At 72.1% G+C, this 4,683-nt stretch carries 4 protein-coding genes and 1 pseudogene; 3 read left to right on the plus strand and 2 right to left on the minus strand.

What is annotated here, in order from left to right; genetic code table 11:
* The coding region (locus ACIBEC_RS47580) for an ISAzo13 family transposase (RefSeq protein WP_360510231.1) at positions 1-873 on the minus strand (873 nt) is incomplete at its 3' end.
* Positions 874-928: 55 nt separating this feature from the next.
* Here ACIBEC_RS47580 and ACIBEC_RS47585 point away from each other — a divergent pair.
* Positions 929-1,352: pseudogene (locus ACIBEC_RS47585) on the plus strand (flavodoxin family protein); the annotation flags it as partial.
* Here ACIBEC_RS47585 and ACIBEC_RS47590 read toward each other — a convergent pair.
* Positions 1,258-1,494: a hypothetical protein gene (locus ACIBEC_RS47590; RefSeq protein WP_360510228.1), complete on the minus strand. Its 237-nt coding sequence runs from the start codon at positions 1,492-1,494 to the stop codon at positions 1,258-1,260. The pseudogene ACIBEC_RS47585 and the gene ACIBEC_RS47590 sit on opposite strands and share 95 nt — an antisense overlap.
* On the opposite strand from ACIBEC_RS47590, the gene ACIBEC_RS47595 reads away from it, so the two are divergent.
* Together ACIBEC_RS47595 and ACIBEC_RS47600 are read left to right on the plus strand one after the other, a co-directional pair.
* Positions 1,466-1,732 carry a hypothetical protein gene (locus ACIBEC_RS47595; protein WP_360510233.1) on the plus strand — a complete coding sequence of 89 codons (267 nt, stop codon included), beginning with the start codon at positions 1,466-1,468 and terminating at the stop codon, positions 1,730-1,732. The genes ACIBEC_RS47590 and ACIBEC_RS47595 overlap by 29 nt on opposite strands.
* A gap of 393 nt (positions 1,733-2,125) precedes the next feature.
* The coding region (locus tag ACIBEC_RS47600; protein ID WP_360510226.1) for a beta-ketoacyl synthase N-terminal-like domain-containing protein at positions 2,126-4,683 on the plus strand (2,558 nt) is incomplete at its 3' end.

Consider the following 4,683-nt stretch of genomic DNA (forward strand, 5'->3'; position numbering starts at 1 on the left):
ACGGGTGCGGTAGCCGTTGGAGCCGCCCGCATCCGCCGTGATCAGCAGCCGGGTGGCCCCCGGATAGTCGCTGTGTCCTTGCCCGTGCCACCAGCGGCGGATCGACTCGACCGCGAACGCGGCGGTGTCGTGGTCGGTGCCCACGCGGACCCAGCCGCTGTTCGCGCCCAGATCGTAGATACCGTACGGGATCGCCTTGCCCAGCTCCCGGTCCGGGAAGTCGTGGGTCTGCACCCGGACCGGGCCGCCCTCGCGATGCCACTCCTGGCCGGCGTTCTTGTAGTTTCCGACCAGCTCCTTCTTCTTGGTGTCGACGCTGATCACCGGGTCGCCCTCGGCCTGGTAGGCCTTGGCCTGCTCGTTGATGTAGTTGAACTGGGCGTCACGGTCCGGGTGTTGTCTGCCTTCGATGGTCTTGGCGTTGGCCTGGAGGCTGAAGCCCTCTTCGCGCAGCAGGTCGCCGACCGTGTCGGCGGAGACCCTGTGGCCCTGGCGGGTCAGCTCGGCGGCGAGGTGGCGGGTCGACGTGGTGGTCCATCGCAGCGGTGACATCGGGTCGCCGCGGACATCGGGTTCGACCAGCGCGAGCAACGCCTCCCGCAGCGAGGGGTCCAGGTCGACGACCCGCTTGCGCCCGCCGCCCGGCCGCCTCACCCGGCCGAGCGGCGGCTCACCGGAGTCCAGTTCGTCCACTCCCAGGGACACCGTCGCCTCGCGCACACCAGCGGCCCGCGCGACCAGCCGGATCCCGCCGTGACCGATGGACCTCGCCTCCGATCCGAGCAGCAGACGCCGCTGCCGCTCGTCCAGATGCGGCAAGATCGCCTCGAACTTCGCAGCCAGCAAAGCCTGTTGCTCTGGTGAAGTAGCCATACCACGCCAACGAGCCGAAAAGCCGGAAGCTACGGGTTGTTGCTCTGCAAGCCCTAACTCCTCAGTCATGAAGAAGGTCATCGAGCGGCTGTACGCGTGCTCCTCGATCCTCAACGAGCAAGGTCAGTAAGCCTATTACGGCCGGGTCGGCGGCTGCCTGATCACCGGCAACGAGGATGGCGCGAAGCACTGCGCGATGAACGTCCTCTACAGCCTCCAGCACCTGGGGTATGTGATCCCGCCGCAGGCGGACGCGGGGTGGGTGGGGGAAAGCGGGGCCGGGGCCGTCGTACCTGGATCCGGGGTCGGGTGGGCCGGAGAACGACTTCACGAATCGGAACACCACGTTCATGACGTGGAACCAGCTCCACCTCGCGAGGATGCTCAAGGATGCCGGCGGCATCCCCTCTCACGGCAACCAGCGCTCCGAGTGGGACGCCGGCTGTCGCTTCGACTTCGAGAACCCCGAGCACCGCTGAACCACCGGTCTCTTGCGGTGACGGCCTTGCCTGAGGCGTTGAGCGTGTCCTTGCGGACGATGCCGCCGGGGTAGGTCTGCTCGACGAGCCGGCCGTCCGGACCGTACGTGGCGGTGAACTCGCCCGCCTTGCTGTCGCTCACCGACGTGAGCAGGCCGCGCGGTTCTTCGGAGGTTGGCGCCGAGCGCGTCGGCGGTGACCGAGTTCGCCTTCTTCAGCGTCCAGCCGGCGGTGCCGCCGATCGGCGCGCCGTAGCCGTTCTTGGTGACCCGCAGCTCCACGTCGTCGGCGTAGCCGTCGATGCGGGGGCCCTCCGGATCGTGGTGGTGGTCTTGGTGAGCTGTCCGGCGGTGTCGGACGCCGGCACGGAGCTGGTGTAGGCGATGCCGCCTGCCCCGTTGACGTAGCGGGTCGAGGTGGAGGGCTTGCCCTGGGTTCGTGGCGGCACTGGACGGGATCCGGCGGGAGCTGGGGGTGACGCGAACTCCGGGCCCGGAGTGGTCCGCCGGAACGGACGGTTGACCCGCCCCACGGTGCGCGCGCGGGCCTCCCGCTGCTCCGCGACCCGCTCGCTCCCCGTGTCCGCGTCGTGTCGCGGCCTGCGCTATCGAGCTGCTATGCGACTTGGGCAAGATCGACCTCGCAGGTCCGGTGGCGGTACACGCCGGGCATGACGAAGGCGTCCCGGTCGGCGCGCGACCCGTGGGAGCGGGCCCCCCGCCACGGTCCGGCGACTGATGGTCCTGCTCGCCGTGAAGGAGTCCGAAGACACGATGGCGCACCCTGACGGTACCGAAGCACCGCTGCTGTGGACACTGGCAGGCAGCGGCAAGGAGTCGCTGGCGGCCGGCGCGCGCGGCCTGCACGCGTACCTGGCCGGTCGTGACGACTGGAGCCCCCAGGACATCGCGTTCACCCTCGCGCGCACCGCTTCCGAGGGGAGCCGGCGGGCGGCACTGGTGGCGGACGGCCGCGACGGATTCCTGCGGCGGCTGGACGCGCTCGCCGACGGCAGGAGCATGCCCGGCCTGGTGGAGGGCGCCGCAGGGGCAGGCCGCCGGGTCGCCTTCGTGTTTCCCGGACAGGGCGCGCAATGGCCCCGGATGGCGGTGGACCTGCTGGACACCTCCACGGTGTTCCGCGACCGGATGGACGCATGCGCGCAGGCCCTGGAACCGTTCGTCGACTGGTCGCCGATCGACGTGCTCCGCGACCCGGACGCGCCGGGTGCACCCGCCGGGGACCGGGCCGACGTGGTGCAGCCCCTGCTGTTCGCCGTGACGGTGTCGCTCGCCGCGCTGTGGCGCTCCCACGGTGTGGAACCGGCCGCCGTGCTCGGGCACAGCGTCGGCGAGGTCACCGCCGCCGCGATCTGCGGCGCGCTGTCCCTGGACGACTGCGCGCGGGTGGTGGCCCTGTGGAGCCAGGCCCAGGCGACCCTGGCCGGGAAGGGGGACATGGTCTCCGTCATGGCCCCGGCGGGCGAGGTCGAGCCGCGGCTGCGCCGCTGGGACGGCCGCCTCGTCGTCGCCGCGCACAACGGGCCGCGGTCCGTGATCGTCTCCGGTGACCGCGACGCCGCGGCCGAACTCCTCGCCGACCTGGCCTCGGACGCGGTGCACGCACGGCGGATCGCGGTGGGCCTGGCCGCCCATTCCCCCCACATCGACGCGATCATCCCCCGGATGCGCGCCGACCTCGCACCGATCCGGCCCCGCACACCGCATCTGCCCTACTACTCCGGACTGACCGGGGGACGACTGGACGTCCCGGTACTGGACGCCGACTACTGGTGCCGCAACCTGCGCAACACGGTCAGGTTCCACCAGGCGACCGGGGCCCTGCTGCGGGACGGGCACGGCGTCCTGCTGGAGGTCAGCCCGCACACCGTGCTGACCTCCGCCCTCACGGACTGCGCGGAGGAACACGGTACGCAGGCCACCGTCCTCGGGACGCTGCGCCGGGACCAGGGCGGTCCGGGCCGGTTCCTGACCTCGCTCGGTGACCTGTACGTGCGCGGTGTCACCCCGGACCGGGAAGCGCTGTTCGCCGGGCAGCACGCCCGGGTACGGGAACTGCCGGTGGCTGCCCTGGCGGCGCTCGCGGAGCCCGGCCCGGCGGACGCGAACGGGCCCGGCGGCGCGGGCGGTGACCGGGATGACGGCACCGCGTTCCGCGTGGAGCTGGCCGGATCGGACGTACCGGAGCGGCGTGCCGCGCTGGCACGGCTGGTGGGCGAGGAGATCGCCGCGCTGACCGGGCGGTCCGATCCGGTCCCCGCCGACCTGGCCTTCCTCGACCTGGGATTCGACTCCGTCACCGCCGTGGAGCTGCGCAACCGGCTGAGCGCGGCGACGGCGCTGCGCATCCCGGCGACCGTTGTCTTCGACTGCCCGACCCCGGCGGCCCTGACCGCGTACCTCTGCGCCGAGATCAGCGGCGACCGGCCCGACAGGAACACGGACGCGGACGAGCCGGTGCGGCGGGCCGAGGACGACGACCCTGTGGTGATCGTCGGCATGGGCTGCCGCTACCCCGGCGGTGTCGGCAGCCCCGACGAACTCTGGGAGCTGGTGTCGGCAGGTGCCGACGCCGTCTCCGCGCTGCCCGACGACCGCGGTTGGGACACCGCCGGACGGTACGACCCCGTACCGGGGACGCCGGGCCGGTACTACCAGCGAGAGGCGGGTTCGCTCGCCGGTGCGGCCGGGTTCGACGCGGAGTTCTTCGGCATCTCGCCGCGCGAGGCGGCGGCGATGGACCCGCAGCAGCGGCTGTTGCTGGAGACGACCTGGGAAGTGCTGGAGCGGGCCGGGATCGACCCGGCCACCCTGCGGCGGACCCCGACGGGCGTCTACGTCGGGGCGATGACCATGGACTACGGACCCCCTCTCGAACAGGGCGCCGACGAGGGCGGCCACCTGCTGACCGGCAACACCGGAAGCGTCGCGTCGGGCCGACTGGCCTACACCCTCGGTCTGGAGGGAGCGGCGGTCACCGTGGACACGGCGTGCTCGTCCTCGCTGGTGGCCCTGCACCTCGCGGTACGGGCGCTGCGGGCGGGCGAGTGCTCGCTGGCGCTGGCCGGCGGCGCGACCGTGATGTCCACGGTCGGCATGCTCGTGGAGTTCAGCCGTCAGGGCGGTCTGGCCCCGGACGGCCGCTGCAAGGCCTTCGCGGCAGCCGCCGACGGTTTCGGCCTGGCCGAGGGCGTGGGGATGCTGCTGGTGGAGCGGTTGTCGGATGCGCGGCGCAACGGGCATCCGGTGCTGGCGGTGATCCGTGGTTCGGCGGTGAATCAGGATGGTGCGAGCAATGGTCTGACGGCGCC

It is taken from the genome of Kitasatospora sp. NPDC051164 (genome assembly GCF_044455625.1).
Classification (GTDB): Bacteria; Actinomycetota; Actinomycetes; order Streptomycetales; family Streptomycetaceae; genus Kitasatospora.